This is a genomic window from Synechococcus sp. MIT S9451, from assembly GCF_047304725.1.
Taxonomy (GTDB): Bacteria; Cyanobacteriota; Cyanobacteriia; order PCC-6307; family Cyanobiaceae; genus Synechococcus_C.
Map to the genome: position 1 here is coordinate 1,696,576 of NZ_CP138971.1, position 26,562 is coordinate 1,723,137.

Consider the following 26,562-nt stretch of genomic DNA (forward strand, 5'->3'; position numbering starts at 1 on the left):
TCAGGGCCCAACAACGGGCCCAATGGTGTTGCTCTTGACGCGGCTCACGCTTCCCTGCTCGTTGGTCACCGTCAGCACTGCCATGACGGCTTGGCCAGCATCCTCAGACTTAAGCCTGTAGCTGCTTTCAGAGTCGTTCGTCACCAGTTGCCAGGGGCCATCACCAGCGCGTCGATACCAATGGATGTGCACCGATTCGATGCTGCTGCCATCCAGCTTCAGTCGGGCTCTGATCAGAGTGCCCTCACGGGCGTCTCCCTCAAGCACGAAGTGATGCAGCCCTGCAATGGTTTGCTCGATTCGACCTTCCTGTTCATGGTCGGCCGTGATCTGTCCTTCCAGCACCTGAATCTGTTGCTGGGGCGAGGCGGTGAGCCCAGGCACACACTGCAGACTGCCATTCTCGAGTCGGCAGCCCGTCAACATTCCTTGGCCATAGCTGGCAGCTGAGCAGAGCATCACCGGGGCACCGATGCAGACGATCAGACCGCTCCGCAAGCCCAGGCGTGTCAAACGATGCTGGGTAGAACCCATGTTTGGTGTGCAGTCAACCCACGCTAGGAGTGGTTTTGACTTGCGGCTTCGATCAGGGCCTGCACTTTCGTCAGGTTCTTGATGCCGGGTGCGGTCTCCAGGCGACTGGAGGCATCGAGGCCATCCGGGCGTACCTTCCCGAGCAGTTTTGGGATCCATTCGGCACTGATGCCACCAGCCAGCCACCAGGGCAGTGAAGCGGGCCGATGACGGTCCAACGTCTCCAGCCAGTCCAGATTGAGTCGATGGCCTGTGCCGCCCAGTTGGTCGGGACTCCAGGCATCCAGCAGCAGCGCATCGACGCAGGCCCCGTATCCCTGCAGACGTCTTAGATCCTGAGCTTGGCGCAGCCGCAGGGCTTTCCACCATTGGGTGCAGGGGTGTCTGCTGCGCAGCTGCGCGCAACGTTGGGGTGATTCATCGCCATGGAGCTGAACCACGGAGGGGACCCCATCGCCGCCGAGAGCGGCATCAAGGGTTTGCTCATCGAGATCCGCCACAACCCACACCCTCTCCACATCGGGATGGTGGTGCTGGAGGTGCATGAACAACTCTCGCCGTTTGGCCTCAGCAACGAAGCGAGGTGAGCCTTCCACTCCGATGACGCCAATCGCTTGCGCCCCCATTGCTGCGACCGCATCGGCCTGGTTGATGTCGGTGAGACCGCAGATTTTGACGGCAACGGCGGAGTGGGGCATGGAAGGAGGGGCGAGGCCGCTGGAAAGCAGTTTCTAGGATTGGAAGCAAGAGGGCCCTAATGCGGCCCGAAGGAGGACTCCCGTGGGTGAAGGTTGGCAGCTGATGCGCATCCGGGGGATTCCTCTGCGGGTGCATCCCAGCTGGTTTCTGATCCTGGCGCTCGCCACCCTTGCCTTTAGGGATCAGTTGAGTGAGCTGCCCGCCTCTCAACTGCTTTCCCCGGGCCTGACCTGGTTGATCGGCCTGGTCACGGCGCTGCTGCTCTTTTTGTCTGTCTTGCTGCACGAGCTTGGTCACTCCCTAGTGGCATTGCGTGAAGGTGTGAAGGTGCGCAGTATCACCCTGTTTCTGCTGGGAGGTGTGGCCAGCGTTGAACGCGAGTGTTCCACTGCGATGGGAGCCTTTCGGGTGGCTGCGGCTGGGCCTCTGGTGAGTCTTGTGCTGTCTCTGATGTTGTTCGCATCAGGACATTCCGCTTCCCACCTCAACGCCTTGCTCGGCAATCTCGTCTTCCAGTTGGCAGGGGTGAACCTGGTGCTGGCTCTGTTTAATTTGCTGCCGGGTCTTCCCCTCGATGGGGGGCTGATCCTGAAAGCGCTGGTGTGGCAGTTCACCGGTAGTCAACGCAGGGGCATTCAGGTGGCTACCGCCACTGGTCGTTTTCTGTCGCTGTTCGCGATCTTTCTCGGTGTGTGGTTGTTCCTTGCCAGAGGCGGTGGGATCAGTGCCCTTTGGCTGGTGATGCTCGGCTGGTTTGGCCTGGGTGCCTCGCGCAGCCAGACCCAGGTCTTAATGCTCCAGAAGGTGCTGCGACAGCTCACGGTGGGATCGGCGATGGCCCGTCGCTTCCGAGTGCTGGAAGCCGATCAGCCTCTGCGTCGGATGAGCGAACTTCGGCTGGGAGGCGAGGCTGCCGGCCAGGGGACGGATGAGGCTGATGTTCGGCTTGCGGATTGGGTGCTCGTCACCCGGGGTGGCCGCTGGCTCGGAACCATTGACGATTCACCGTTGCGGGATCTGCCTGTTCAGCAGTGGGATCGGCAAACGGTGGCGGATCATGTGCAGCCACTCGACAGCCTGCCCTCCATTCGAGAGGCCGAACCGTTGTGGAAAGCTGTGCTGGCCTTGGATTCCAGTGCCCAGGGACGCTTGCTGGTGATCAACCGTGCAGGGTTGCCTGGGGGGACCCTGGAACGGGGGGATGTGGGCGAGGCTGTGCTCAAGGCCCTCAACCTGCGATTGCCTCCTCAGATGTTGGAGGCGGCTCGTCGACAGAATGGGTATCCCTTCGGGCTGCCACTGCTTCAGGCAGTGGAATCTCTTCAGGCTTCTGGGTTGTTGGAAGACGAGCCTGTTGGAGACAAGCGATAGGCGGCGCTTTGGCTCTGCACCTGCTGCCATTGCTCATGGTTCAGATTGAAGTCTTGCCAGGAGCAGTCCGGCCACAGGCTCTGCAGTGATGCAGTCAGTGCCCCAATGATGGCGTCTGCCTGGAGCCGCTCGATCGGCGGCGGCGGACTGCTCTCAAACAGGCTTCTCCACAGAGAGACTGGTGGGGAGAGCATGATTTCGCCATGCTGAAGCAGGTGGCCGCGCCGCCAGAACTGAGCGCTGCCGATGCGTTTGTGGCCTTGATCATCCACCAGATCTGCTGCTGTGGAACTGGCGAAGCAGTTGGCGACTTCTGCTGAAGCACCAGATTGGCCCGGCTGCAGATGTACACCGAGACGGGTGAAGCCGTTGATCAGCCAGCGGCTCGTGCGCTGATAGGCCTCACGCCGTGCCCTTGGGGCTTGGGGCCAGATCAGGGCATAGGTGAGACCAGCGGCATGGAGGACGGCCCCGCCGCCGCTCGGGCGGCGGACCCGTTGCAATGCTCCCGCCAGGGCTTGCTGTTCCCACTGGCTCGGCTGAGCTTTCTGGTGGTGACCAAGCGACAACCAGGCACCGGGCCAGGTGTAGAAGCGCAGAACCGGTGAGCCAAGGCTGCCCTGCACACATTGGTCCAGCAGCCAGGCATCCAGCGCCATCTGTTCGCTGCCATCCAGCTCCAGCAACGGCAGCCTCAGGCCGATACCGCGAGGGTCCGGCCGGCAGGATGCGGTGGTTGGCATGGCACGAATGGAGCTTGGTGATCTGCTGGTGGCGGTACCGCTTGGATTGCTGGCGGGTTCCCTGGCGGGTCTGCTGGGCATCGGCGGTGGTCTGATCTTCGCGCCTTTGCTGCTTTGGATGGGGCTCTCACCCCATCAGGCCCTAGCGACAAGCACCTTCGCCATCGTGCCCACAGCGCTGGGGGGGACGGTCATCCATCTGCGCCATCGAGCTATTCCCTGGAAGGAAGGATTTGTGATCGCTCTGATGGCGTTTGCAAGCGCATTGGTCTTCAGCCGGCTTGGCAGGTTTGCTGCTGGCTGGCAGCTGTTGTTGATGCAGAGCCTGATGTACTGGGTACTGACCGTCTCGATTCGCGCCGAACAGGGCGACGGCAGGGTGGATGACTCCCTCCGTGTTCCTCTCACAGGCCTGGGGGCGGTTGGTGCTGTGGCTGGATTGGCAGGAGGTCTGCTCGGCCTGGGAGGAGGGCTGGTGATGGTGCCGCTGATGGTGCGCTGGCTGGATGTACCGATTCGCCTGGCCATCAGGTTCAGCACGCTGGCGGTGGCGTGTTCGGCTTCGGCCGCGTCGCTTCAGTTTTTTTTCGAAGGCCGGGGTCAGCTCTCCATCGGACTGTTGCTCGGTTTGACGGCTGCGCTGGCTGCTCAGTGGAGTGCTTCACGGCTTGATTCGATCAAGCCCCAGACCTTGGCGTGGTTGCTAAGGGGGCTGGCCTTGCTGCTCGCTCTCGACAGCGGTCGCCGTGCCATGCAGCTAGCGCTCCAGATGCACTGATCGGCAGCACGGATCGGCAGCACTGATCGAAAGCACGGATCGGATTGGTCGTCGCTTGGTCTCAGGCTGCACTCCAGGTGATCAATGGCTGGATGCCCAGTGCGATCGCCAGGCTGATCACCACACCGATGAAGGCCTTGAACACATCGCTGCCAAGACTCCTGCCGAGACTGCTGTCAGAGCTGTTGGTGAAGACATCTGCGATCTGCTGTTCCTTGATGCGAAGCGCGATCTCACGACCGCCAAGCAGACCCAGGAAGACCCAGGTCGTGCTGAGCGGAAAAGTGCTGAAGAGAGACTTCAAGCCAAGGCAGAGTCCAAAGATGATGTCGATCAACGTGGCTGAGCGGAGATCGGCGGTGTTGGTCTTGGTGCGCAGCACTGTCTGAAGCGGCCCACCTCCGATCGCCACCAGCACGCAGAGACCGACGCAGAGACTCAAACTGCACATCACCATCGGGATGAACGCGAGGGTGCGAGGCAGGAACACGAAGATGTTGGCGAGATCCTGCACCATCCACATGCTCCAGAGGAAGCCGGTGGAGAACCACTGCAGTCCGTACCAGACCTTGTTCACGTCGGTGCCCGCCTGCATTTGGCGGAAGACCCAGCGCTCCAGAAGCCACAGGCCCAACCCCCAAGTGGCAAGGCCGAGGCAGAACGCGAGGGCGTAACCGAACAGAGAGCTTCCCAGCAGTTTGGGAATGGTCTCGGGCACAAAAGCGGAGAGAAGCAGGAAGGAGGTGCTGACTGGTGCACCCCAGGCGCTGAGGGCCAGAACAGCGACTGGCGGGATGATGTAGGCCCAGGTGACCTGCTCAGGGAGGGGGAACTGATCGAGACGTCCCCAGGCTGGTTCGCCGTTGTTGAGGAACCAGCCCAGCATCAACATGAACACCGTGACGGCACAGATGAACAGCATCTGCCAAGCCTTGGGTGTGCGTGTTTTGTTCGAGGAGATGTAGGTGCCGAGGGTCTGCAGCGAATCGTTGGCCACCACTGAAGAGGCGGCTACCAGGAAGCCGATGATCATCCAAACGTTGATGCCCATCTCTCACCTCTGCGACGGCTTGGCTGCTAGCGGACGCTTCACGTGGAAGGCATGCGGCTGTTAGGCATGGCGATCCAGTAGTGCCCAGAACCCTGGGTCGAGTTCGTAACCCAGGGTGGCGGCCATCTGGGCGAGGTTGCCTCGCTGCGACTGGGGCTGCTCACGGCCGAGATGGTCCAGCAGCATCAGCCGCTGGGTCACCCAAAGCTCAAGGGCCTGTGGGTCGAATCGGATGCCTTCCGTGGGGCTGAAGTCATGGGGCACGAGCATGGCCACATGCTGCGCTAGGGAGCCTCCCGATCGATCCAGGAGCAAGGGCAGCCAAGGCAGCTGGGCATCAGCACGCAAGGCCCAGAGGCGCGGTTCCGGGCATTCACTGAGCTCTCTTGGATCATCCGTAGACCGAGGCCACTGATAACGCAGTTCGAGCACTGCACCCTCGCTCAGCTGTTCGTTCAGAGAACGCGTCATTTGACTGCGTAAAGGGCTGAGGTCGAGCTCCCGGATCGCTTGTGCATCGATGTTGATGACGGGATCGGGGCGACTGGCATTCATTGGTGGTGTGACAGGCCTTTGCGAATGATGGCGTCTTGCTGCTCCGGGAAGGAACAATGGAAGCGTTTCAAAGGGATTCCATGGCCACCTCTATTACCCAGTCAGAAGTGCTCATCGCTCTCGTGGTGGCTGCCCACGCTGGTGTGCTGGCGATGCGTCTCTGCGTCAGTCTCTATCGCGCCTGATCGTTTCAGGGGGGGCTGCTCCCCCTTGGCAAGGCCTTCTCACCGCGTTACAAGCGGGAATCCGATCCATCCCTTTGCCAACGTCAACGGCTGGTGCTGTTTCACGTCGTCGTCGTCGTTTAAGGCGAGGAGCTTCGGCCCCTGCTCCAGCTCACATCAGTGCTGAGGATCCACGGATTGTGGCCGCCTCCCCTGATGCGGCCACCGTTGCAGCTGTGCTGCAACTCCAGACTGAACGACGGGAAAAGCTGTGCAGCCTCCTGGCGCTAGGCGTGAAATTTGGCCTCGTCACTGTGGGGGCGATCAGCTTGGTCACCCTGTCCTTCGCTTATCAGGAGCGCCTTGAGCGTCATGGTGAGCTTGCTGCCGTTGTGGACGTTGAGACCGGGAAGTTGCGCAACCTTCAGCAACGCTTCGATCGACTGTTCACGCTTGGTGGCGATCGGCGCTTGATGGATGAGCAGGATCAGTGGATCGCACCGAACCGGCTGCGGGTGATCTGGCGCTGAGTTTCGTTACCACCACCCTTCAGACGCTTCACTGCGGAGCGATACTGTCGCCTTCTGAGAAGAGCTCATGACCGGAACCCCTGGTGTTGTTCTGGTGACTGGAACGACTTCTGGCGTAGGGCTCAATGCCGTGAAGGCCCTGGCCAACCTGGGCTGGAGTGTGATCACCGCCAATCGCTCCCCTCAGCGTGCCGCCGGTGCTGCGGATGCACTCGAAATCCCCAAGGATCGTGTCCGTCACATTCAGATGGACCTGGGTGATCTCGACAGCGTCCGTCGTGCCGTGTCGACTCTTGGACCCATTGATGCTCTTGTCTGCAACGCAGCGGTTTACAAGCCACGCCTCAAACAGCCTGAGCGTTCGCCCCAGGGTTATGAGATCTCCATGGCCACCAATCACTTTGGCCATTTCTTGTTGATCCAGATGCTGATGGAGTCTTTGAAGCAGTCGAAGCATCCATCGCGTCGTGTCGTCATTCTTGGCACTGTCACGGCGAATTCCAAGGAACTTGGTGGCAAGATTCCTATCCCTGCACCGGCGGACCTTGGTGACCTTTCTGGATTCGAGCAGGGCTTTAAAGCGCCGATCACTATGGCAAGTGGTAAGTCCTTTAAGCCTGGTAAGGCTTACAAGGACAGCAAGCTTTGCAACATGATCACAACCCAGGAGTTGCATCGAAGACTTCACGATGACACTGGAATTGTGTTCAGTTCCCTCTATCCAGGATGTGTCGCAGATACGCCACTGTTTCGGAACACTCCGAGGGCGTTTCGGAAGATCTTCCCTTGGTTCCAGAAAAACATCACCGGAGGTTATGTGACGCAGTCTCTGGCGGGAGAGCGTGTTGCTCAGGTGGTGGCCGATCCTGATTTTGGTGTTTCAGGCGTGCACTGGAGCTGGGGTAATCGTCAGAAGAAGGATGGAGAACAGTTCAGCCAGGAGTTATCTGACAAAGCCACGGATCCACGCACGGCCGAACTGGTCTGGGATCTATCGATGCAGTTGGTGGGCCTTTAAAGGCTCACCTTTTGATTAGTCAAAACCAAGTAGATCGAAGATTTCCCTGTCTTTGAGTGAGATGGCCTCGAGGGGTTCGACCTTGTCCAGCATGTTCTGAGCGAGGCGCAGATACTCCTTGCGGACGGCTTGCACCGCCTCGTCTTCATCATCCATTTCGAAGATTGTGCATTTCTTCAGGCGTGAGCGGCGGATTGCGTCGACATCCTTGAAGTGGGCCATGGTGCGCAGGCCGGTGCGCGAATTAAATTTGTCAATCTGATCGGTGTCTGCCGAACGGTTGGCCACCACGCCCCCAAGACGCACCTTGTAGTTCTTGGCCTTGGCCTGAATCGCCTGCACAATTCGGTTCATCGCGAAGATTGAATCGAAATCATTCGCCGTTACGATCAGGCAGTAGTTGGCGTGCTGCAGCGGGGCTGCAAAGCCGCCACACACCACATCACCAAGCACGTCGAAGATCACCACGTCGGTGTCTTCCAAGAGGTGGTGTTCCTTGAGCAGCTTTACCGTCTGGCCGGTGACGTAGCCGCCGCACCCCGTCCCCGCCGGGGGGCCGCCACTTTCAACGCACTGCACACCATTGAAGCCGGTAAACACGAAGTCTTCAGGCCGCAGCTCTTCGCTGTGAAAGTCAACCTCTTCGAGGATGTCGATCACCGTCGGCACCATCTTGTGGGTAAGGGTGAAGGTGCTGTCGTGCTTCGGGTCGCAGCCGATCTGAAGCACCCGTTTGCCCAGCTTTGAAAAAGCCGCTGAAAGGTTGGAGGAGGTTGTCGATTTGCCGATGCCGCCCTTGCCGTAGACGGCAATCACCAAGGTCTCTTCCTGGATGTTCAGCGCAGGGTCCTGATGGACCTGCACACTGCCTTCGCCGTCGGTTGGTCGCGTCAGGGTCGTGGTCATGAAGCGACCTTTTCAAGAGGAGTCAATTTCATTCAACAGCAGCGGATGTGTCCTTGCCGGTTTTCACCAAGAAATTGAAAGATCTACCTGTTCTGTTGCCATCTCTGCACATTTTTTCTTCGGATGGATTGAAAATAATTGAGTGGAATTGCTCATGCTTTGTAGTGGGCTTTTGCGTCATACAGCGTCTCGCTGTTGATTTCCCTGCAGCCCACCTGGAGGGCATAGGCCTCGGCATTGCGCCGAACCTTGCCACGCACGAAGAAGGGGATTTTCTTTAATTCGGCCTCACCGTCGTCAGTCCAAATCAACGCATGTTCATCAACCTCGACGGTCGTGTGTTCTGCTGTTTTGGTGTCGACGCCGGCGCCGGATCCGCCGGAATGGCCCAGATGGCTTTGGTGGCCGTCCACGAACTCAAAGTCGTGACGGAACATGCCAATGAGGTGCTCTTCAAGGCCCATCATCAGGGGATGAACCCAATCATCGAAGATCACATTGGCTCCCTCCCAGCCCATCTGTGGGCTGGTGCGCGCCGGGACGTCTTGCACATGCATTGGTGTACTGATTACCGCGCAAGGAATGCCGAGCCGCTTGGCGCTGTGGCGTTCCATCTGGGTTCCAAGCACAAGCTCTGGGGCGGCCTCCGCCATGGCGGTTTCCACTGCTAAGTAGTCGTCGCAGATCAATGCTTCTAAGCCCAGTTCCTTCGCCGCTGTCCGAACAGGCCGTGCCATCTCACGGCTGTAGGTGCCCAATCCCACCACGGTGAAACCAAGCTCTTCCTTGCAGATTCTTGCTGCGGCAAGGGCATGGGTCCCATCCCCGAAGATGAAGACGCGTTTACCGGTGAGGTACGTGGAGTCCACGGACTCGGAATACCAGGGCAGGCGTGAGCGCCGATAGCCCTCCTCAGCGGAAGGCGGCTCCATCCCCAGCAATCTGTGAACTTCAACAAGGAAGTCGTGAGTCGCCCCAACTCCGATCGGCACTGTGCGGCTGAAGGGAATGCCGAAGTTGCGTTCCAGCCAGCTGCAGGTTGATTCGGCTACCTCGGGATAGAGGCACACGTTCAGATCTGCTTTCGGCAGACGCAGGACGTCTTCGACTCCAGCTCCGAGCGGTGCGACCACGCCGACGTCGATGCCATGCATGGTGAGCAGTCTCTGCACTTCCAGAACGTCATCGCGGCAGCGGAAGCCCAGCAGCGAAGGGCCCAGCAGATTGACGCGAGGACGACGACCTTCCGCCTTCCAGGCGTTGGGGTCATGGCTGGGCTGCGATGGAACCTGATCTTTCAGCAGGTTGCGCACCAATTGATAGAGGGTTTCAGCGGCCCCCCAGTTTTCCTTTTTGCTGTAAGCCGGTAGCTCCAAGTTCACCACGGGCATCGTCAAGCCCATGCCCTGAGCCAGTGCTCCCGGCTGATCCTGGATCAGTTCAGCGGTACAGCTTTCTCCCACCAGCAGCGCATCGGGCTGGAATCGGTCCACGGCTTCACGCACATGGCGTTTGACCAGTTCTGCGGTGTCGCCTCCCAGATCACGTGCCTGAAAAGTCGTATAGGTCACGGGTGGCCGTTTGCCACGTCGCTCGATCATCGTGAAGAGAAGATCGGCATAGGTATCTCCTTGAGGCGCATGCAGCACGTAATGCACTCCTTCCATGGAGGCCGCAATGCGCATGGCGCCGACGTGAGGGGGGCCTTCGTAGGTCCAGAGCGTGAGTTGCATCGGTTTAGGCGTGCACGGGTTGGTCGGGGTTGATCGGGTGCAGTCCCGGATGAATCAGCTGCCGGCGACGGAGCGGACGGGAAAAGAGCTCGGCCAGATCTCCGGCCTGATCGATGCCATGGATTGGACTAAACACAAGCTCGATAGACCATTTGGTCGCGATTCCTTCGGCTTCCAGTGGATTGGCAAGACCCATGCCGCAGACCACCAGATCGGGTTTGTGTTCGCGCACTCGGTCAAGCTGCTGTTCAACGTGTTGTCCTTCCATAACGCGTGTGCCCTCGGGAAGCAGCGCCAATTCCTCTGCCATCTGGTCACGGTTCAGGTAAGGGGTTCCCACTTCAACTAGTTCCATCCCGCATTCCCTTTGCAGGAAGCGTGCGAGAGGAAGTTCAAGTTGTGACTCTGGAAGCAGAAAAATGCGCTTCCCTTCGAGAACCTCTCGATGGGGGCGCAGAGCGATTCGGGCTCTCTCCTCCAATGGGTCGAGAACCTCTGCAACCCGTTCCTTGGGCAGATGGAAGGCGGCGGCGCCTGCTTCCATCCAACGTCTGCTCCCCTCGGCTCCCAGAGGGAAAGGGGCCGTTAGCACGGTGGCGCCGCGGTGCTTGAGCAGTCGCGCTGTCTCGGTCAGGAAGGGTTGGGTCAGCAGCACGGTGGTGCCAGGACCGACGGCAGGTAGCTCGGTGGACTGCCGTGGCGGCAGGCTGCGAATGGTTGAAATGCCGAGGCGGCCAAACAGGTGGATCAGCCGGTCCTCAACGGCATCTGCCAGGGTGCCGACCAGCAAGAGCTGGCGTTCGTCACTGGCGGGAAGCAGCGGCACCAAAGCAGCCAGGGCGCCATCTTCTCCTTGGGTGAAGGTGGTCTCGATGCCGCTGCCCGAGTAGTTCACCACCCGCACCCGGCCTTGAAGTTCCTCGTTGAGCCGCTCAGCGGCTCGGGCCAAGTCGAGTTTGATCACTTCGCTTGGGCAGGACCCAACCAGGAAGAGGGTCCGGATTTCCGGCCGGCGTTGCAGCAGTTCGCAGCAGACACGGTCTAGTTCCTCATGGGCATCGGCCAGTCCTGCCAGATCTCGCTCGCTCAGAATCGCTGTTCCGAAACGCGGTTCAGCGAAAATCATCACCCCAGCGGCGCTCTGGATCAGATGGGCGCAGGTGCGGGAACCCACCACCAGAAAGAAGGCATCCGGCATGCGCCGATGAAGCCAAACGATCGATGTGAGGCCGCAGAACACCTCGCGCGGTCCGGTTTCCTTCAGCAGGTTTGCGCTCATCCCATTCAGGAGCCTTCTCCTACACCTTGCCTCGCTTATCGCTGGTGAGCTGATCTCACCAAAACTCTTCGGGATCAGTTCAGGAACCGTATGAACAACGTGCCTAGCTTTCGAGTGATTCACTCATGCGCGCATGGCGTCTCGGCGTCTGCTACCCGCAGCCCTGGCCCTCGCCCTTGCGGTCTGGAGGTCATGTGAGTAGACCGCGCAACAAGCAGCCACAAACGACCAAAATCAAGCTGGCGAGGCGGTCTGTGTAGCCGCATGGATGTGGACATTGCCTCGAGCGAGGTGGGGCTCTCAGGCCTGAGTCCACCGTTGGCGATGGGGAACAAGCGGGGGAGAAACTGCGTCAGGCCCTAGCCAAGCTGGAGGCGGCCGAAGGGGAGTGGGTGCGCAAAGACAAGTCGCTCACCCTGAAGCAGGCATCGAATCAGTTGCAGCAGAAGGTGGCACCCGTTGTGGCTGCACGACCAGATGAGCATGCCAATTCCAATCAGCTCTCCGATGATCAGATCGATGCTGCGGCAGAGGGTGAGGCAAAGGGCGACTCATGACGCCCCAGGCCATGAAGGCATTCAGAGGCGGCGACGGAAACGGTCGTCTCTGAAGTTGCCGCCAGATGGGTCATCAATGCGGCTGAGACGCCAGACGTTGCGACTGACCTTTCTGGCCTTGAGACCACCGCGCTCCACAGTCTCTGCACCAGGTCTCGCCCCTAGAAGCATGCTCACTTCGGCGGTGGTGAGCGGAGCCCCGGTGTCGATCGCCAGAGCTGTGAGTTCAAGGCGCTGACGCAGTTGACGAAGACAATCGTCATGGCTCCGATTGGGGGCCTCTAACCAGGGCAGATCGATCTGCCCATCGTTGGTCAGCCGTTGCATCAGGCCATAACTCACCAGGCCCAGAGCCTGTTCTGCATTGAGCTCGTTGGTGAGATCGCTTGGCTGAACTGGGATTTGCTTGGCGGAAGCCATAGACGTAAAGCTGATGCGTGGACGGTATCGGCTCCATCACACAACGCAAGTTTTGAACTCTCCTTTGTTGATCTCCTTCCGGTAAGATCCGCGCCATGAATCGTTTCGCCGGCTTCGATGCCAGGGAGCGGCGACGTGGCGGAAGCGCTCTCGTCACCGGAACGGAGGTCCATCCCTCTGCCGGCGGAGCTAGCTGTGTGGTCACCACCGACAGCGAATCACCCAGGCTGTCCCGTCAAAACAGCCATGTGCAGTCGATTGAACTGCGCACTTATGTCTTCATCGACTCGCTTCAGCCTCAGTTGGCGGCCTATATGGGCTCCGTAAGCCAAGGCTTTCTGCCCATTCCGGGTGACGCCTGCTTGTGGATGGAGGTCTCCCCCGGTATGGCCGTTCACCGTGTCACCGACATTGCGCTCAAGGCCAGCAATGTCCGTCTCGGTCAAATGGTGGTGGAGAGAGCCTTCGGTTCGATGGCTCTGTATCACCGTGATCAGAGCACGGTTTTACATTCCGGTGATGTTGTTCTCGAAGCGATCGGTAGCTCTGTCGAACAGCGCAATCCTGTCGATGTGAGCTGGACTGAAGTGATCCGAGCGATCACTCCGGACCATGCGGTGCTGATTAACCGTCAGAACCGCCGCGGCTCGATGATTGAGGCGGGAATGAGCATGTTCATCTTGGAAACGGAGCCAGCGGGTTACGTGCTGATCGCTGCCAATGAAGCCGAAAAGTCATCGAATATCACCCTGGTCGATGTGAAGGCCGTCGGTGCTTTCGGTCGCCTCACCCTTGCTGGGCGAGAGGGTGACGTTGAAGAGGCTGCTGCTGCTGCAATGCGCGCAATTGAGATGGTCAACCTTCGCTCTTCGATGCGCTGAAGAGGCGCTTCTGGTTGCTCTGAACCCTTTCGGGGCCTGACTCAGTCCAATCACTTAGTCCAAGCCAAGCCGTCGGCGCAATCTTGGGGCCAGACCCCTAGCGGCTTTGCCTCGGCTGCCCAGACGGGCCAGTTGGACATCATTGAGTTCGCCATAGCTGCAGCGGGCTTCTCGCACCCAGAACAGCGATTCGATCCCGGCATTGGGATAGGCCGGTGTGTGCAGCAGCTCCCCCCAGCAGACCCCTTCTGAGTCTTCGACGCAGGTGCCGTCCGGAGCGCACAGCACCATGGCACTGCGGAAACAGGCTGTGCGGTAGGGGTCGTTGTGAAGTGCTGCAATCAGCTTGTCCAGCTTCTCGGCGTCACTGGACGCAAATCGGGCTGTATAGAGGCCTGGAGCTCCACTCAGGGCGTCCACCTCAAGGCCTGAATCATCGGCAAGGGACCAGGTCCCTGTCCGCAATGCAGCAGCCTCAGCCTTCAGTCGGGCATTCTCTAGATAGCTCTGACCGGTTTCCTCAACGTCCAGATCGGAGGGTTGGCGTTGAACGACAACCTCCAGAGGACCGAGCATATGCTCAATTTCCCTCACTTTGCAGGGATTGCCACTGGCAATGGTGAGAACGGGAACTCCCAAGCGAGACCGGAATCAGGCATCCATTGTGAGGGTTAGCGGTAGGGGTCGGGTCTGAATTTCGGTCGCGCGGGAGTCAGAAAGGGTTGAACATTCCACCCCTGCATTGGCTGCAGGGCACTGGCTCCAAGTGTGAACTTATGCATGACGGAGACTTTTGCAAGCGAATGTTTGCAGTCGGACACCCAGAGACCAACAGCCCTTTCGAACAGTCGGTGACAGGGGTATTAGTCCCGCTTATGGCGTTCAGCATGGACGGTGATGCCGGAGATGGGGCAAATCCCTTGACGTTTCGCCTCTCGACACAGCAGTCTCAGCGGCGAACATTCCACCCCCTTCCTCGGTAGGCAATGGCTAACGAAACCATGGGCATCGCTCTCGGCATGATCGAGACCCGCGGCCTGGTCCCCGCGATCGAAGCTGCTGACGCCATGACCAAGGCTGCCGAAGTGCGCCTGATTGGTCGTGAATTCGTCGGTGGTGGCTACGTCACCGTTTTGGTGCGTGGCGAAACCGGTGCTGTGAACGCCGCAGTGCGTGCCGGTGCAGATGCTTGCGAGCGTGTCGGCGACGGCCTCGTGGCTGCTCACATCATTGCCCGCCCTCACCGTGAAGTTGAGCCTGCTCTGGGCAACGGCAACTTCCTCGGCCAGAAGGACTGAGATCAGTCGCTGAACCTCTGACGAGGTCGCGCATCTCAACTTCCTTTACCGACTAACGGAGTTATTCCATGAGCAAGAAGTACGACGCTGGGGTTAAGGAGTACAGGGACACTTACTGGACTCCTGATTACGTTCCCCTCGACACCGACCTGCTGGCCTGCTTCAAGTGCACCGGCCAGGAAGGCGTCCCCAAGGAAGAAGTCGCCGCTGCTGTGGCTGCTGAATCTTCCACCGGCACCTGGTCCACCGTGTGGTCCGAGCTCCTTACCGACCTCGACTTCTACAAGGGCCGTTGCTATCGCATCGAGGACGTCCCTGGTGACAAGGAGTCCTTCTACGCCTTCATCGCTTACCCCCTCGATCTGTTCGAAGAGGGTTCCATCACCAACGTTCTGACCTCACTGGTCGGCAACGTGTTCGGATTCAAGGCTCTGCGCCACCTGCGCCTCGAGGACATTCGTTTCCCGATGGCGTTCATCAAGAGCTGCTACGGCCCTCCGAACGGTATCCAGGTCGAGCGTGACCGGATGAACAAGTACGGCCGTCCCCTGCTGGGTTGCACCATCAAGCCGAAGCTCGGCCTGAGCGGTAAGAACTATGGCCGTGTTGTCTATGAGTGCCTCCGCGGCGGTCTGGACTTCACCAAGGACGACGAGAACATCAACTCCCAGCCCTTCCAGCGCTGGCAGAACCGCTTCGAGTTCGTTGCGGAAGCCATCAAGCTGTCCGAGCAGGAGACCGGCGAGCGTAAGGGTCACTACCTCAACGTGACCGCGAACACTCCCGAAGAGATGTATGAGCGCGCTGAGTTCGCAAAGGAACTCGGCATGCCGATCGTCATGCACGACTTCATCACCGGTGGCTTCACGGCCAACACCGGTCTGTCGAAGTGGTGCCGTAAGAACGGCATGTTGCTCCACATCCACCGCGCCATGCACGCGGTGATCGACCGTCACCCCAAGCACGGCATCCACTTCCGTGTTCTGGCTAAGTGTCTGCGTCTCTCCGGTGGTGACCAGCTTCACACCGGTACCGTCGTCGGCAAGCTGGAAGGTGATCGTCAGACCACCCTCGGCTACATCGATCAACTGCGCGAGTCCTTCGTTCCTGAAGATCGCAGCCGCGGCAACTTCTTCGATCAGGACTGGGGTTCCATGCCTGGCGTCTTCGCCGTTGCCTCCGGCGGTATCCACGTGTGGCACATGCCCGCACTGGTTGCCATCTTCGGTGACGACTCCGTTCTCCAGTTCGGTGGTGGTACCCACGGTCACCCCTGGGGCTCTGCTGCTGGTGCGGCTGCCAACCGAGTCGCCCTCGAAGCCTGCGTCAAGGCACGTAACGCCGGTCGCGAGATCGAGAAGGAAAGCCGCGACATCCTCATGGAAGCCGCGAAGCACAGCCCCGAGCTGGCCATCGCTCTCGAGACCTGGAAGGAGATCAAGTTCGAGTTCGACACTGTCGACAAGCTCGACGTTCAGAACTGATCGTTTCTTCGGCCGGTTGATGTAACCGGCCATCCCTTTTTCTTACACCCAGGATCCCCATGCCTTTCCAGAGCACCGTGGGTGACTACCAAACAGTCGCCACCCTGGAGACCTTCGGCTTTCTTCCGCCGATGACCCAGGACGAGATCTACGACCAGATCGCTTACATCATTGCCCAGGGTTGGAGCCCGCTCGTCGAGCACGTCCATCCCAGCAATTCCATGGCCATCTATTGGTCCTATTGGAAACTGCCCTTCTTCGGTGAGAAGGACCTCAACGTTGTGGTCAGTGAGCTCGAGGCTTGCCATCGCGCTTACCCCGACCATCACGTGCGCATCGTCGGTTACGACGCATACACCCAAAGCCAGGGTTCTTGCTTCGTGGTCTTCGAGGGTCGCTGATCCCTCGACCAATGGTTCCGAGCCCTGACCTTCATCAGGGCTCAACTTTTTTCGAAGGGAATTCATCCCTTCACTTCACGACGACACCCTCTGGCGGACATGGCAAGACTTTCTAGTCGCGAACTCGCACTTGAGCGCCGTAAAGCGCTGACCACCGCCGGTAAAAAGGCGTCGGTTGCAGCAACAGGCAGCGCCAATCGTGTGCGTAACGCCTCAGATGCGCGTCAGACCCGCACCAATGCCAATGCTTCCGAAGCACCGGCCCCCGTCAGCAGTCCTGAACCCGTCGCTGTTGCTCCGCGCCGTCCTCAGGGCCTGACAAGTGCTGCTTCCTCTTCTTCTCGTTCGACGGTGAAGGTCAAGCGCGACCCCAGCCGTGATCTTGTGCTGGCTCGTCGTGAAGCCCTCTCCCGCAGAGGCAAGACAGCCGACAAGAGCAGTGATCGCAATCGCGCCGATGTTGCTCGTCAGACCAAGGCTGCTCCAGTGGCGGTTGATGCGTCGAAGAAAGACTGTGGCTGTGGCGGTAGTCGTTCTGCAGCAAAAGGCTCCCCAGCCCGTCCAGCAGTCACTGTTGAGCTGAGTAATCGCTCCGGTGATCGCCGCGCTTCAGCCGAGCGTCGAACCGCTAGTCCCAAGCGGCGAGCCATTGAAAATCCCAGTCGAGCCCTTGTTTTGGCACGGCGTGAAGCCATGGCCAAGCACGGCAAGACCGCCGGCAAGCAGCCCACCAGTGCTGCTGCGGTGGCCCGTCAGGCCAATCCCGACCTGACCAGCCGTGAACTGGCCCAGCAGGTGCGTGAATTGCGCACCAAAGCAGGAGCACGTAACAAGCAAAGTGCTGGTGTGACCCGCCCCACAGGCCCCAATCGCCATGGTGCCAAGCAGGCCGCCGCGGTGGATGCCCATTGGAAGGTGGGCGAAAGCACCACAACCTCCGGTCAGACGGTCACCGGCACCCAGGCCAACCGTTCGGTGAAGACCACCGGAAACGAAGCCAGCACCTGTCGCTCGATCACAGGAACGGAGTATCTAGGAGCCGAGGTTTTCCAGACCTTCTGCCAATCCGCCCCCGAGCCCACCACCCCCGCCAAGGTGCGCATCACCGCCACCAGCCACGGCAATCGGGTCACTGGTAATGAGGTTGGTCGTTCTGAGAAGGTCACCGGTGATGAGCCCGGCACCTGCAAGAGCGTGACCGGCACTGAATACATCTCTGCCAACCAGTCTGCTTCCTACTGCGGCGGTGGCAGCACGTCCCCCCGCAAGGTGGGCCACAGCCTCACCGAGCAGGGTCGTCCTGTTAGCGGTGTGATGGTTGGGCGTTCCGCCAGTGTGACCGGCGATGAAGCCGGTGCCAACCGCAATCTCACAGGCGATCAGTATCTCGGCTCCGATCCCCTGCCCGAAGGTCGCCCCGCCGCCAAGGTCGGCCTGTCCGACACCCTCTCCGGCACCGGCGTCACAGGCACCATGGTCGGTCGTTCCTCCCAAGTGACCGGTGATGAATTCGGTTCCTGCCATCGCGTCACCGGTGATCAGTACATCAGTGCTGAACAGGTGAATGCTTTCTGTGGTGCAAAGGCTGAACCTGAGGCCGCCAAGGTTGGTTTCAGCATCACCAATCGCAATCAGGTTGTGAGTGGCACTCGTACCGGCCGATCCGAGAAGGTCACCGGTGATGAGCCCGGCAGCTGCAAAGCCGTCACGGGTACTCCTTATGCGGGTCTCGAACAAGCCGGTCAGTATTGCGGCACTCCAGCCGTCCAGGCCATTCGTGAACGGACGCCTGTGCGTCTTGGCACCCCTGCCGCTGCGATGACAGGTCTCCAGCCGGGCATCGGCGGTGTAATGACCGGTGATGAACGTGGCGCCTGTGAGGCCGTCACCGGCACGCCGTATATCGGCGCCGACCAACTGGCATCAGCCTGTGGTGCCGATGCTCCCGCAGGCACTGACACCCACGGACAGACCGTGGATGGTGCGGCTTGGACACGCTTCAGTGTGACCTCTCCCGCCCGTGCTGCTCAGCAGGGCCGTGAAGCTCAATCGGGAGTGACCGGTACCAGCTACGAGCAGGGGAATCGGATTACTGGCCCTTTTGATATGGCTGGCGGCAAGGTGACGGGAACGGAGCAGTTTCGCTTCGATAACCGCGAATTTCAGGACCGTCAGCAGCGTCAGTTTCAGCCCACCGTCGCTGTGGTGAGTGAGCCTGCAGCCAAGCCGACCTCCAGGGTGACTGGTGAGGGATCCTCCACCAAGGTCACAGGAGATGACTGGGATCGTGGTGAGCACGTCACGGGCACTGAAGGCGCTTCTGCCCGCCGTCGCAACCCCAGCCGTCCAGGCCCCATGAGTGCCATGTCCTCTTTTGAGCGCAAGCGCAATGAAGAGACTGAATGGCCTGTGAGTCGCGTCACTGGTTCCAGCGGTAACACCGAAAAAGGATCCCTGATCACCGTCTCCGGCGGCGCACGGGGCTGATCGACGCATGGTGCGCTCCAAATCAAAGCGGAGCGGGCGTCTGCAGGCCCCCACGGCTCCTACCCGTCTGCAGATGCAGCACGGCCACTCCCCGTCCACGGTGACTGGATCGGATCAATCCCTTGAAACCTTAGGGAGTGAATCGGTTCAGTCCTCTACTCGGAGTGCGGCTCTTGAGCGACGTAAGGCGCTCACCACTTCAGGGAAAGCGGCATTGCTCACCAGCAGTTCCGTCAGTGGCGGCCGCATTCGCTCCGGTCAGGAGAGGCGACGTTCGAACGCTCAGCAGCCTGTTTGGGTGCGTCGTAAGGACCGTTCCGTCACGTCAGTCACCTCCTGTTCTCCAGAGACGGGGTTCTCTACAACCCTGGTGAGCCGTCGAGCTCCCGGTTTACTCCACCCCCTCACCGACCGAGTCGAAAACGAACGGCTCCAGGCCTATGAGCTCGAGGTCAAGGGCAGGTTCGAGCGCATTGTGCCTCTACTCCAGCAAGTGTCGGCGCTTCAGCATCAGCCCGATTTCCTGCCCCAGGCTCAGCGTATAACCCGTGCCGAGCTCGGCTTCGATCTTCCCGACCACATTCTTGAAAAGTCCTGGGTCTGCCCCTTGGACATGCGTGCTCTGTTCGCTTGGTGTGTCTTCCAGTCTCATCAAGCTTTCAGCGAGCGATTTTTCCTTGATGATCCGCTGCAAGGAGCTTCAGGCAGCTCGCGTTCCGAAGCCTTTAATACCTTTCTGCTCGACTGTGGCTTTCATCTTCTTGATGTAACCCCCTGCGCGGATGGGCGTCTCGCCCACTCAATCGCCTATGCCCTGCGCATTCCCTTCAGTGCGGTACGTCGCAGATCGCATGCTGGAGCGATGTTCGATGTGGAGAATACGGTCAATCGTTGGGTGAAGACAGAACATCGTCGTTATCGCGAAAGCATTCCCAACGAGGCCCATGCTCCGACCCGTTATCTGAAGACGGTCACCTACCACTTCAGTTCACTCGATCCCACCCATCAGGGATGTGCAGCCCACGGCAGCAATGATTCGCTGGCAGCCAGTGCTGGCCTGCAGCGACTCCACGATTTCAGGGAAGCCGTTGAAAACACCTTCTGCTGTGGAGCCTCCGTTGATCTGTTGCTGATTGGCCTCGATACCGACACAGATGCGATTCGCGTCCATGTGCCCGATCGTGATGGCGGGATCCAGCTCGACCGCTGGCTTTGTGCACAGGCTCTTTACGAAAGCACCGCGTCCCTCACCGCCGCCCAGGCCTCTGAAGCTGTGACCGCGTCTGTTCAGACCCATTGCCCTCAGGCACCCGATCCCGGCATGGTGCGTTTCATCAGTCAGCTGCTGATCAACAACTTCTCCCAGCAGGATTACGTCAGAAGCTTGCACAATGGTCCGTATCCAGATGCTGGTCACTCTGAGCGTTTTATTGGCGTCGGTATTGGCTTTAAGGAAGTGCATCTGCGCAACCTCACCTATTTCGCTCACCTCGACACCGTTGAGGAAGGAGCTCCTGACTTGGATGTGGGAGTGAAGATCTTTAAAGGGCTGAATGTCACTCGCGATCTCCCTATCCCGGTGGTGATTCGTTTCGACTATTCCGGAAAGGTGCCGGGTGCCAGGCAGCGTGCCATCGCTGATTGTCATCGTGTTCAGGATGCGATCACCACGCGTTATTCCGATCTCGTGCGTGATGGTTTGCTTCATACCCTGCTCACGGTTCGAGACCGTGATCAATCCACACCTGCCGAAGCGGTAGGTTCCACCCTCGATCCTGTTCAACAGGAGGCGCACTGATCATGCTTATCGTCAAGGTCATCAAGCCGCTCGTTTCTACTAATCGGATTCCTGATTTCGAGCACAAGCACCTTCAAGTTGTTCTTGATGGAAGTACCAAGAAAGTGGCAGTCGATGCCGTTGGAGCCAAGCCTGGCGACTGGGTGATTTGTGTGAGTAGTTCTGCGGCCCGTGAAGCCGCCGGCAGCAAGTCTTATCCCAGCGATCTGACCATCGTGGGCATCATTGATCACTGGGATCCTGATCCGCCGAAGCCCACCACACCCCCGGCTGCATCGACTCCTTCCACTCCCAAAGGAGCGGCTGGTTGATGGAGATCATGCAGGTAATGGGAACCATGGTCTGCTCCTACCGCGTGGCGGGTTTGGATCACATGCACCTGCGCATTCTCAAGAACAACAAAGGCAAGAAGATGGTGGCAGTGGATCCCGTCGGTGCCCGTGAAGGCAACTGGGTTTTCACGGCCAGCGGATCGGCGGCCAGGCACGCCTGTCCCGATAACACGGTCCTCACCGATCTCACAATCGGCGGAATCATTGATCACTGGAGTCCGGATGGATAGCTGAAGTCCTTTCCCTCTTTCATCCCATTCCCCTCTTCTTGTCATGGCCACCCCCACCCCTCGTCGTCGCTCTAGTGCTGCGACATCCGCATCCACTAGCAAGACAACGCCGACCTCAGCAGCAGCGTCTGCTCGCGCTGCCACTTCGGCTTCCAGTTCTGCCGCCAAGACAACTGTTGATGTGACCCCCGTGCCCGCTTCCCCCACCAGCTCCAGCAGCAGTGCCACGACGACCCGTCGTGCCAGTAGTGCTGCAACCACTCGCCGCAGCGCCAGCCGCTCCACGCCTGCTCGTGGTTCCTCAAGTCCTAGCCGCAGTTCTGGTGGCTCGAATAAAGGTGGCGGCACCCCTGCGCTTCGCCCATCCAGCTCCACACCGAGCCCTTCGGTCCAGGGCATTGCACTGGGCATGATCGAAACCCGTGGTGTGGTGCCTGCGATCGAGGCCGCCGATGCCATGACGAAGGCGGCGGAAGTGCAATTGATCTGCCGCGAATTTGTCGGCGGTGGTTATGTCACCGTGATGGTGCGTGGCGAAACCGGCGCCGTGAACGCCGCTGTCCGTGCTGGTGCAGATGCCTGTGAGCGGGTTGGAGATGGTCTTGTGGCCGCGCATATCATTGCCCGTCCCCATGAGGAAGTTGAGCCTGCCTTGATCGCCTCCGGAGCCCGTCGTCGTCTCTGACTCCGTTAGCTCCCTTTGGGGTGACGTGGATTCATCCGCGTCATTTCTCACCTTTGCAGTTTAGATTCCCCTGCCAATTCGGCTCACCGCTGCAATTGCAGTTTTCACTCCCTTGACTCCGGATCCGACCCTGCCAATTCAGACGTCCTGGCTGATCCCGCTCTATGGGTTCACAGGAATGCTGCTTGCTCTGCCATGGGCTGCAGGCTGGTTTCGCCGCGATGCCCATCGCCCCGCGGCCTATCTGAACCTGGTGCTGACGCTGCTCGCGTTCGTGCATGGCAGCCTTGTGCTTAGGGACGTGATGGCCTTTGGGCCTGCAACCCTTCACTTCCCATGGCTGACTGTTGCCGATCTGCAGCTTGATCTCAGTTTCAGCCTCTCGCTGACAAACGTTGTTGCTCTGGAGCTGATCACGGGGCTCAGCCTTGTCTCTCAGTTCTATTCCCTCGGCTATCTCGACAAAGAATGGGCTTTGGCCCGATTCTTCGCCTTGCTCGGGTTCTTTGAAGGGGCCATGTCCGGTGTTGTGCTGAGCGACACGCTTTTCCAGAGCTATTTCCTGTTGGAGATGCTCACCCTCTCTACCTATTTGCTGGTGGGCTTCTGGTATGCCCAGCCGTTGGTCATCACGGCCGCGCGTGATGCCTTCCTCACCAAGCGCGTTGGTGACGTGTTGCTGTTGATGGGAGTTGTTGCCCTCGCCGCTTTCGCTGGCGTTATGGGCTTCGACGATCTTTATGCCTGGGCAGCGACCGACAGCCTTTCCCCTTTGGCCACCACCCTGATCGGCCTTGGACTGATTGCCGGACCGATGGGCAAGTGTGCTCAGTTCCCGATGCACCTCTGGTTAGATGAGGCGATGGAGGGGCCCAATCCAGCCTCGATTCTGCGTAACTCAGTGGTCGTGACCTGCGGCGCGATTGTGCTTCTCAAGGTGATGCCTCTGCTTCAGCATGCTCCGGTCACCCTTGTCGTCCTTCAGGTTGTCGGTGCAATCAGTGCCATCGGCGGCTCACTGGTGTCGATCGCCCAGGTGGACATCAAGCGGACACTCTCGTATTCCACCACCGCCTATTTGGGCCTGGTGTTCATTGCGATCGCCCTGCAGGTGCCTGTGCTTGCCCTGCTCTTGCTGTTCTCCCATGCCGTCTCCAAGGCGTTGTTGTCGATGAGTGTGGGCGGTGTGATCGCCGCCACCAATTGCCAGGACATCACTGAATTGGGTGGTCTTGGAGGGCGCATGCCCGCGACAACGAGTGCTTTCCTTGTCGGTTCTGCCGGCCTTGTCGGACTGCTCCCGCTTGGAGGCTTCCTCTGCTTGGCTCAGTCCGTAGAGCTCATCGGTGGCCGTTCGGCCGGTTTGGTGGTTGTTTTTCTGCTCACCAATGCACTCACCGCCCTTAATCTCACCCGGGTGTTTCGCCATCTCTTCCTCGGTCAACCGCTGTTGAAGACGCGAAGGGCAGTGGAGGTCAATTGGCAGATGGCCTTCCCGATGGTTGCCCTCTCGGTCATCGTGATCCTCACCCCTGTCCTTCTGATTCGCCTGGAATCGTTGGACGGCTTACTCGCTTTCCCGCTTTGGGCAGCAGCTCTTGTGGTGGGAAGCGGCGTGGTTGGGCTGGTCGCAGGCACGCTTGTGCCTCTCAGCAAAGCGTGGTCACGCTCGATCAATCCTTGGTTGCGCTGGTTCCAGGATTTGCTCGCCTACGACTTCTATACAGAGCGCTTCTATCGGATCACCATTGTCAATGTGGTGGCCGGCTTCTCACAGCTAGCTTCCGCATTTGATCGGGTCGTGGTGGATGGTCTTCTCCATGGCATGGCCCGTTTCTCCTTGCAGAGTGCTGAGGGCCTCAAGTTGAGCATCAGCGGCCGCAGCCAAACCTATGTACTAACGGTTGTCGCCGCGATTCTTCTCTTCCTCACTTCGTTGAGCTGGCTCTTGCGCTGATCGGCTGATGATGTTGTTAACCCTCCTCCTTCTGATTCCCTTTCTTGGGGCCCTGCTCATCACCCTTTTGCCGGGTGATCGAAGCTCTGATTTCTACCGTCGCGTCTGCGTCGTTGTTCTGTCTGTTCAGTGCCTCGCCAGTGTGGGTCTCCTGGTGCCCTTTGACGCTTCCGAGGCTGGTCTGCAGCTCGTAGAAACCTTTGCCTGGCTCCCCAGCATCGGGCTGGATTACGCCCTTGCGGTCGATGGCCTTTCCATGCCGTTGGTGCTGATGAATGGCGTGCTCTGCCTGGTGTCGGCCCTTGCCTCTCGTCAGGTTGAGAATCGACCCCGTATTTACTTTGCTTTGCTGCTGGTGATCAGCGGTGCTGTGAATGGCGCTTTCCTAGCCCAGAACCTGCTGCTGTTTTTCATCTTCTATGAACTGGAATTGATCCCTCTCTGGATGCTGATCGCGGTCTGGGGGGGTGCCAACCGTGCCTATGCATCTACAAAGTTTCTCATTGTCACTGCTGTCTCAGGGATGCTCATCCTTGGAGCATTCCTGGGAATGGCTCTGCTCACCGGCAGTGTTGATTTCGGTCTGAATCCGATCGTTCCTGGTGCCCTGCCGATGGTCACTCAGTTGGTGCTGATGGGAGCCCTTCTGATCGGATTCGGCATCAAGATTCCGCTCTTCCCATTTCACACATGGCTTCCGGATGCCCACACCGAAGCGTCCACGCCTGTGTCTGTGCTCCTGGCTGGTGTGCTCCTCAAACTCGGAACCTATGGGTTGTTGCGCTTTTGCCTCGGTCTGTTCCCTGAGGCCTGGCATCTTGCGGCTCCCTGGCTTGCTGGCTGGGCGGCGGTTTCAGTGCTGTATGGATCCCTTGCCGCGATTGCCCAGACCGACATGAAGCGCATGGTGGCCTACAGCTCGGTTGGCCACATGGGCTATGTGCTGCTTGCAGCAGCAGCGGCGACGCCTCTGGGCCTGATTGGAGCCCTGTTTCAGATGGTCAGCCATGGGCTGATCTCGGCCATTCTTTTCCTTGTGGTTGGTGTGGTTTACGAACGCACTGGCACGCGCGATCTAACGGTGCTTCGCGGCTTGCTGAATCCGCAGAGAGGCCTGCCCTTGAGCGGCACCCTGATGATCATTGGGGTGATGGCCAGTGCCGGTATCCCCGGCATGGCGGGTTTCATCTCCGAATTTTTGATCTTCCGAGGCAGCCTTCAGCCGTTTCCCCTGGCCACCCTGCTGAGCATGGTGGGGTCTGGCCTCACAGCGGTGTATTTCCTGTTGCTGGTCAACCGTGCATTCTTTGGCCGGCTGGCGATCGCTTCAGGCGGCGATCCCAATCCGAAGGTGCTGCTTCCTGTCCCTCTGGGACAGCAAATGCCAGCCATTCTCTTGTCCTTGTCCGTGCTGGTGCTTGGTCTTGCTCCCCATTTGTTAGTCGGGTTGAGTGAAGCTGCCACGACAGGCCTGAGCCAGATCGCCGTTACTCAGTTTTCCGGAGGATTGTCCTGATGACTGCCACCCAGACACAGACAGCCTTGATCCCTGATCTCGATGTGCTGATCTCCCGTTTGTTGGCGGATCAGCCTCTACTGGCGGATACGCCAGACCACCTACTTCAGGTGGTGAATGTGCTTGAGAGTTACGGCATCGTGCTTGATGCTTACAGCAAGAACCTTGTGTATCAGGGGGAAACACAGTTGCTGAATCCTTTCCCCGTTATGCGCTTCTTCCATGAGGGTTTTTCTCTGGAACGCTTGTGGAAGCATTTGGTCGGTGATCGCATCAATTTTGAATATGCTGAGTACTGCCAAAAGGCGATGTTTTGGCATGCCACCGGTGGTATGGATGCCTACTTCGATAGCGCCCCATTTCTTGAGGCCTGTGATCGCATCATTCGATTGCGCTGCCGTCGTGATCCATTGATGGCTGTCGTCAACAGGTTGTTTCCTGCTTTCGCGCCCGAGTCGATCCGATCGCTCACCACGATTTACGCCCTTGGATTGTTTTGGCGTGTGATGAGTGATCTGTTCATTGATTTGGCCCATCGCTACCGCATTGGTGACGTGGCCTGTGTAAATGACGTGGTCCATCACATCCGCGATGGTTTGGTGGCAGCTGCGGCCAATCCGATCACCTATCAGGTCAGCGAGGGAGGAGAACAAATCTGGCTGCTTCCGCCGGAGGCCGGTCTGACCTTCCTCGGTGATGTTGCTGTTCCTTATGTGGAAGCGGTGTTCTTTCGGGGGATGCCGTTCCTAGGCACCGTGTCTTACAACGCTCAGGCTCAGCAGATTTCTCCTGATCTGGGCAGTTTCCGCTATGGAGCGCTTTACGCCGATCCGATTCCCAGCATGGGTGCAGGGATCCCACCAAGCCTCTGCATGCAGGATATGTTCCGCAATCTGCCCGAGGAACTGGATCATTGGTACGACAGCCATGGCCGTGGCCAGGTTGATGCCCATGTTCAGATCTGCGTGAGCTTTCAGAAGTCGATGTTCTGTGTCACCAACGGTGCTATCGCGGGAACCATGCCCCATCCGCTCGATAGCCATGATCAGGAGGCCCAACAGGCCAATCGTGATCACGCCAGAGCTTGGGCGGAGCGACTGATGGGCTGCCGTCGTGAAGCGTTGATCTAGGTTCACCACAGTTCGCGTTGGGGTC

General features: G+C 59.2%; 27 protein-coding genes. 17 read left to right on the forward strand and 10 right to left on the reverse strand.

Going from position 1 to position 26,562, the window contains the following annotated elements:
* Both SIB72_RS08750 and SIB72_RS08755 read right to left on the reverse strand, forming a co-directional pair.
* Entirely contained in the window at positions 1-534 is a 534-nt protein-coding gene (locus tag SIB72_RS08750) for a hypothetical protein (RefSeq protein WP_115120765.1), read from the reverse strand.
* Positions 535-557: 23 nt separating this feature from the next.
* Positions 558-1,232, reverse strand: coding sequence for a phosphoribosylanthranilate isomerase (locus tag SIB72_RS08755; protein ID WP_115120766.1), 675 nt, complete (start codon positions 1,230-1,232; stop codon positions 558-560).
* Between the two features lie 82 nt (positions 1,233-1,314).
* Between SIB72_RS08755 and SIB72_RS08760 the strand changes: the two genes are divergently transcribed.
* Positions 1,315-2,604 carry a site-2 protease family protein gene (locus tag SIB72_RS08760; RefSeq protein ID WP_115120767.1) on the forward strand — a complete coding sequence of 430 codons (1,290 nt, stop codon included), beginning with the start codon at positions 1,315-1,317 and terminating at the stop codon, positions 2,602-2,604.
* On the opposite strand, the gene SIB72_RS08765 is transcribed toward SIB72_RS08760, so the two are convergent.
* Entirely contained in the window at positions 2,556-3,347 is a 792-nt protein-coding gene (locus SIB72_RS08765; RefSeq protein WP_413743656.1) for a lipoyl protein ligase domain-containing protein, read from the reverse strand. The two genes, SIB72_RS08760 and SIB72_RS08765, sit on opposite strands and share 49 nt — an antisense overlap.
* A 7-nt stretch (positions 3,348-3,354) precedes the next feature.
* Here SIB72_RS08765 and SIB72_RS08770 point away from each other — a divergent pair, with 7 nt between their 5' ends.
* Positions 3,355-4,125 carry a sulfite exporter TauE/SafE family protein gene (locus SIB72_RS08770; RefSeq protein ID WP_115120769.1) on the forward strand — a complete coding sequence of 257 codons (771 nt, stop codon included), beginning with the start codon at positions 3,355-3,357 and terminating at the stop codon, positions 4,123-4,125.
* 61 nt (positions 4,126-4,186) lie between these two features.
* Here SIB72_RS08770 and SIB72_RS08775 read toward each other — a convergent pair whose 3' ends face one another.
* Both SIB72_RS08775 and SIB72_RS08780 read right to left on the reverse strand, forming a co-directional pair.
* Positions 4,187-5,176: a hypothetical protein gene (locus SIB72_RS08775; protein ID WP_413743657.1), complete on the reverse strand. Its 990-nt coding sequence runs from the start codon at positions 5,174-5,176 to the stop codon at positions 4,187-4,189.
* Between the two features lie 60 nt (positions 5,177-5,236).
* Positions 5,237-5,731 (reverse strand): CRR6 family NdhI maturation factor, encoded by a 495-nt coding sequence (locus tag SIB72_RS08780; protein ID WP_115120771.1) that lies wholly within the window; start codon positions 5,729-5,731, stop codon positions 5,237-5,239.
* Positions 5,732-5,811: 80 nt separating this feature from the next.
* Between SIB72_RS08780 and psaM the strand changes: the two genes are divergently transcribed.
* From psaM to SIB72_RS08795, 3 genes are all read left to right on the forward strand, one after another.
* Positions 5,812-5,916, forward strand: a complete 105-nt coding sequence (psaM, locus tag SIB72_RS08785; protein WP_115017424.1) for a photosystem I reaction center subunit XII — start codon at positions 5,812-5,814, stop codon at positions 5,914-5,916.
* Positions 5,917-6,071: 155 nt separating this feature from the next.
* A complete protein-coding gene (locus tag SIB72_RS08790; RefSeq protein WP_244281634.1) occupies positions 6,072-6,425 on the forward strand; it encodes a hypothetical protein in 354 nt (117 codons plus the stop codon).
* A 67-nt stretch (positions 6,426-6,492) separates the two neighbouring features.
* Complete coding sequence (locus SIB72_RS08795) at positions 6,493-7,443, forward strand: protochlorophyllide reductase (protein WP_413743658.1); 951 nt, start codon at positions 6,493-6,495, stop codon at positions 7,441-7,443.
* 15 nt (positions 7,444-7,458) lie between these two features.
* Here SIB72_RS08795 and bchL read toward each other — a convergent pair whose 3' ends face one another.
* The 4 genes from bchL to SIB72_RS08815 form a co-directional block, all read right to left on the reverse strand.
* Complete coding sequence (bchL, locus tag SIB72_RS08800; RefSeq protein WP_115120772.1) at positions 7,459-8,349, reverse strand: ferredoxin:protochlorophyllide reductase (ATP-dependent) iron-sulfur ATP-binding protein; 891 nt, start codon at positions 8,347-8,349, stop codon at positions 7,459-7,461.
* Between the two features lie 152 nt (positions 8,350-8,501).
* Positions 8,502-10,082 (reverse strand): ferredoxin:protochlorophyllide reductase (ATP-dependent) subunit B, encoded by a 1,581-nt coding sequence (locus SIB72_RS08805; RefSeq protein WP_413743659.1) that lies wholly within the window; start codon positions 10,080-10,082, stop codon positions 8,502-8,504.
* A 4-nt stretch (positions 10,083-10,086) separates the two neighbouring features.
* Positions 10,087-11,361 (reverse strand): ferredoxin:protochlorophyllide reductase (ATP-dependent) subunit N, encoded by a 1,275-nt coding sequence (locus SIB72_RS08810; RefSeq protein WP_115120774.1) that lies wholly within the window; start codon positions 11,359-11,361, stop codon positions 10,087-10,089.
* A 578-nt stretch (positions 11,362-11,939) separates the two neighbouring features.
* A complete protein-coding gene (locus tag SIB72_RS08815; RefSeq protein ID WP_115017064.1) occupies positions 11,940-12,338 on the reverse strand; it encodes a hypothetical protein in 399 nt (132 codons plus the stop codon).
* A gap of 95 nt (positions 12,339-12,433) precedes the next feature.
* Here SIB72_RS08815 and SIB72_RS08820 point away from each other — a divergent pair, with 95 nt between their 5' ends.
* On the forward strand, positions 12,434-13,219 hold the full coding sequence (locus SIB72_RS08820; protein WP_413743660.1) for a BMC domain-containing protein: 786 nt from the start codon (positions 12,434-12,436) through the stop codon (positions 13,217-13,219).
* 54 nt (positions 13,220-13,273) lie between these two features.
* Here the strand turns inward: SIB72_RS08820 and SIB72_RS08825 are convergent, their stop codons facing one another.
* The gene (locus SIB72_RS08825) at positions 13,274-13,858 is read right to left on the reverse strand and encodes a non-canonical purine NTP pyrophosphatase (protein ID WP_413743661.1); all 585 of its coding nucleotides are present in this window, start codon (positions 13,856-13,858) and stop codon (positions 13,274-13,276) included.
* A 347-nt stretch (positions 13,859-14,205) separates the two neighbouring features.
* Here SIB72_RS08825 and SIB72_RS08830 point away from each other — a divergent pair, with 347 nt between their 5' ends.
* The 11 genes from SIB72_RS08830 to SIB72_RS08880 all read left to right on the forward strand — a co-directional run bounded on the left by SIB72_RS08830 (position 14,206) and on the right by SIB72_RS08880 (position 26,537).
* Positions 14,206-14,517, forward strand: coding sequence for a BMC domain-containing protein (locus tag SIB72_RS08830; RefSeq protein WP_006169870.1), 312 nt, complete (start codon positions 14,206-14,208; stop codon positions 14,515-14,517).
* Between the two features lie 68 nt (positions 14,518-14,585).
* Positions 14,586-16,001, forward strand: coding sequence for a form I ribulose bisphosphate carboxylase large subunit (locus SIB72_RS08835; RefSeq protein ID WP_115017058.1), 1,416 nt, complete (start codon positions 14,586-14,588; stop codon positions 15,999-16,001).
* A 59-nt stretch (positions 16,002-16,060) separates the two neighbouring features.
* A complete protein-coding gene (locus tag SIB72_RS08840) occupies positions 16,061-16,402 on the forward strand; it encodes a ribulose bisphosphate carboxylase small subunit (RefSeq protein WP_115120777.1) in 342 nt (113 codons plus the stop codon).
* Between the two features lie 99 nt (positions 16,403-16,501).
* Positions 16,502-18,889 carry a CsoS2 family carboxysome shell protein gene (locus tag SIB72_RS08845; RefSeq protein WP_413743662.1) on the forward strand — a complete coding sequence of 796 codons (2,388 nt, stop codon included), beginning with the start codon at positions 16,502-16,504 and terminating at the stop codon, positions 18,887-18,889.
* Positions 18,890-18,896: 7 nt separating this feature from the next.
* The gene (locus SIB72_RS08850) at positions 18,897-20,687 is read left to right on the forward strand and encodes a carboxysome shell carbonic anhydrase (protein WP_413743663.1); all 1,791 of its coding nucleotides are present in this window, start codon (positions 18,897-18,899) and stop codon (positions 20,685-20,687) included.
* Between the two features lie 2 nt (positions 20,688-20,689).
* Entirely contained in the window at positions 20,690-20,998 is a 309-nt protein-coding gene (locus SIB72_RS08855) for a carboxysome peptide A (protein WP_115017053.1), read from the forward strand.
* Positions 20,998-21,249 carry a carboxysome peptide B gene (locus SIB72_RS08860; protein ID WP_115017052.1) on the forward strand — a complete coding sequence of 84 codons (252 nt, stop codon included), beginning with the start codon at positions 20,998-21,000 and terminating at the stop codon, positions 21,247-21,249. Before SIB72_RS08855 ends, SIB72_RS08860 begins: the two co-directional genes overlap by 1 nt.
* A 43-nt stretch (positions 21,250-21,292) precedes the next feature.
* Positions 21,293-21,934 carry a BMC domain-containing protein gene (locus SIB72_RS08865; protein ID WP_413743664.1) on the forward strand — a complete coding sequence of 214 codons (642 nt, stop codon included), beginning with the start codon at positions 21,293-21,295 and terminating at the stop codon, positions 21,932-21,934.
* 112 nt (positions 21,935-22,046) lie between these two features.
* Positions 22,047-23,891 carry an NAD(P)H-quinone oxidoreductase subunit F gene (locus SIB72_RS08870; protein WP_115120780.1) on the forward strand — a complete coding sequence of 615 codons (1,845 nt, stop codon included), beginning with the start codon at positions 22,047-22,049 and terminating at the stop codon, positions 23,889-23,891.
* 10 nt (positions 23,892-23,901) lie between these two features.
* On the forward strand, positions 23,902-25,407 hold the full coding sequence (locus SIB72_RS08875; RefSeq protein ID WP_115120969.1) for an NADH-quinone oxidoreductase subunit M: 1,506 nt from the start codon (positions 23,902-23,904) through the stop codon (positions 25,405-25,407).
* Positions 25,407-26,537, forward strand: coding sequence for a CO2 hydration protein (locus SIB72_RS08880; RefSeq protein ID WP_115120781.1), 1,131 nt, complete (start codon positions 25,407-25,409; stop codon positions 26,535-26,537). Before SIB72_RS08875 ends, SIB72_RS08880 begins: the two co-directional genes overlap by 1 nt.
* Positions 26,538-26,562 lie beyond the last annotated feature (25 nt).